General features: G+C 71.1%; 2 protein-coding genes. One reads left to right on the plus strand and one right to left on the minus strand.

Annotation, left to right across the window (positions count from 1 at the left end; genetic code table 11):
* Nucleotides 1-354: 354 nt before the first annotated feature.
* Nucleotides 355-1,413, plus strand: coding sequence for a hypothetical protein (locus GH736_RS20975; protein ID WP_159606768.1), 1,059 nt, complete (start codon nt 355-357; stop codon nt 1,411-1,413).
* 21 nt (nt 1,414-1,434) lie between these two features.
* On the opposite strand, the gene GH736_RS20980 is transcribed toward GH736_RS20975, so the two are convergent.
* Nucleotides 1,435-2,530, minus strand: a 1,096-nt coding sequence (locus tag GH736_RS20980; protein ID WP_159606770.1) for a M17 family metallopeptidase, incomplete at its 5' end; no start/stop codon positions are given.

The raw sequence follows: 2,530 nt of genomic DNA on the forward strand, positions 1-2,530 counted from the left end.
TGCGCTGACCCGCCGGCCCCGCTGACCCGCTGGCGCCGGCCGGCCTGACCCGTTCTCCGCGCACCCCGGCGCACCCTGACCGTCAGTCAGCGCGCTCTCGGTCGTCGAGATGACGCGAATCGACTCCCGGGAGCCGCCCGAACGTCGGTTTGCGTCATCTCGTGCACCCGCATGCGCAGCGGGCGGATGCAGCGTGGTCGCCGAAGTGACGCGAACCGACCTTCCTCGCCGCCCGAACGTCGCTTTGCGTCATCTCGGCGCGCGGGCAGGCAGGGCGGCCGGGGGCGACAGCGGCGGCGACAGCGCGACAATCGGACGACGCGCGCGCGACGCGGGTGTGGCACCCTAACGCTCATGGATGCGCACGAGGAGTGGCCCCGGTTCGGCAACGCCGCAGTCGACCCCGCAACTCTCGGCGAGGAGGGCGTCGAGCTCGGCGCGCTGCTCGCCGAACTCGGGGCGGAACTCGATGACGCCTCGGTCATCGTCCCCGACCGAGGGTGGCGGGTACTCCGCGTCCCGAACAGCGGCGACGTCGTCATGCTGGGAGCACCGGTCGACGAGGACCGGCGATCGTGGAGGCTCGCACAGCTGACCCCAGCTGGTGACGATGAAGGCGGCGTGCTCGGCCCGCGGCGTGCTCGGGTGCACCCCGAGCCGCATCCCCTCCGTGCCAGCCGGGCCGACCGTCGCCGAGGCCTCAGGCTGCGCTGGCCGGGTGCCGCCTACGACGGGGACATCGACCGCGTCGTGATCGATGTGGAGAACGTCGGCGACGAGCCGTGGCGGCCCGAGGATGAAGTGCACGGGTGGCTCAGGGGCGACGTGTTCCACGCCGTCGGCGAGCTCCACCTGCCCGGTGGCAAGTCGGGCGTCGTGTCCCTCGAGGTCGTCGTCGTCGGCGGGATGGCTCGGGCCCTGCCGCTCGATCCGGGCGAGTATGCCCGCATCCCCGTGACCATCAATCCCGCGCAGTGGCCGGAGCTCGAGCCCGGGCGCCATGAATTGCATGCAATGCTCCTCGGCCTCGGCGTGCGCACCGACGCGCCCCTCGACGTGATCGTCACCAGGGCGGAGATCCAGCGGCATCGCGCGCGACTCGGTGCTCGGCATCGCGAATTCCCTGCACGGAGCTCAGAGGAGCTGATGGCGGAGCGGCTCGAGATGCTTCGCGCGCTGACGGTCGCGCGCGAACGACTCCATGCCGTCGTCGATGTCGTCCTCGCCGCCGCATCGGATGAGGCCGCGCGCGTCGCCGTGCAGCAGTTGCTCGGCTGCACGTCGACGGCGGCCGATGCCGTGATCCAGCAGTCCCTGCGACGGTTCAGCGCCGCAGGCGCCGAACTGATCAGCCTCGAGCTCTCCGAGCTCGAGCAGCCCGACGAGTCCGAGCCTCACGCGGCAGCCGACTGACCGACACCAGGACGGCACCGCTCACTTCGCCGGCTGGAACCTCCGCGCCACGTCGATGAGCAGCCGGGCGCCGTAGCCCGTGGCGCCCTTGGAGCGCCAGGCGTCGTCTTCGCCCGACTGCATGGTGCCCGCGATGTCGAGGTGCGCCCACGGCGTCTCGCCGACGAACTCGGCGAGGAACAGCGCTGCCGTCGTCGCGCCGGCGTAGGGTCCGCCGAGGTTCGAGAGGTCGGCGACGTCGGAGTCGAGCTGCTTGCGGTACTTCCGCTCGAGCGGCAGCTCCCACACCGGTTCGTCGGCCGCGGCGGCCGCTGCCTTCACGAGGCCGATCATGGTGGGATCGTTGCCGATCACGGCGGCGAGCGACGGGCCGAGCGACATGAGCGCTGCCCCGGTCAGCGTGGCGATGTCGACGATGGCGTCGACGCCGTCCTCGTTGGCGAGCACGAGGGCGTCCATCATCACGAGCCGGCCCTCGGCGTCGGTGTTCTTCACCTCGACGGTGGTACCGCCGCGGGCGGTGAGCACGTCGCCGAGCTTGTACGCCGAGCCCGACGGCATGTTGTCGGTGCACATCAGCCACCCGGTCACGGTCGCCGTCGCGTCGAGCGCGCGCAGCGCGGTGAACGCCGCGAGCACGGATGCCGCACCGCCCATGTCCATCTTCATGAGCAGGTGCATCGGGTCCGACGGCTTCAGGCTGATGCCGCCGGAGTCGTACATGATGCCCTTGCCGACGAGGCCCAGGTGCCCGCTCGAGTCCCCGGGAGGCGTGTAGCGCAGCTTGACCATGCGCGGCTCCTCGGCGCTGCCCGAGTTCACGCCGAGGAGACCACCGCAGCCGAGGTCGATGAGCTGCTGCCGATCGAACACCTCGACCTCGAAGCCGAACCGCGCGCCGAGTGCGACCGCGACGTCGGCGATGTCGATGGCGGTGAGATGCCCGGGCGGCGTGTTCGCGAGGTCGCGTGAGATGTTCGCGGCGCGGGCGGTGACGACGCCGCCGCCGCCGGAGAGCTTCGCGTCGTACATCGCGTGGTCGGCTGCTCGGATGAGTTGGTCGATGATGACCGGGCTTTCGGGGTATTCGACCGTGACGACCCCGATGCTTGCCGTG

The sequence above is a fragment of the Agromyces humi genome, assembly GCF_009720255.1.
Taxonomy (GTDB): Bacteria; Actinomycetota; Actinomycetes; order Actinomycetales; family Microbacteriaceae; genus Agromyces; species Agromyces humi.

Coding starts and splice junctions, on each gene's coding strand:
- GH736_RS20975 (WP_159606768.1), top strand. CDS start 355: ATGGATGCGCACGAGGAGTGGCCCCGGTTCGGCAACGCCGCAGTCGAC.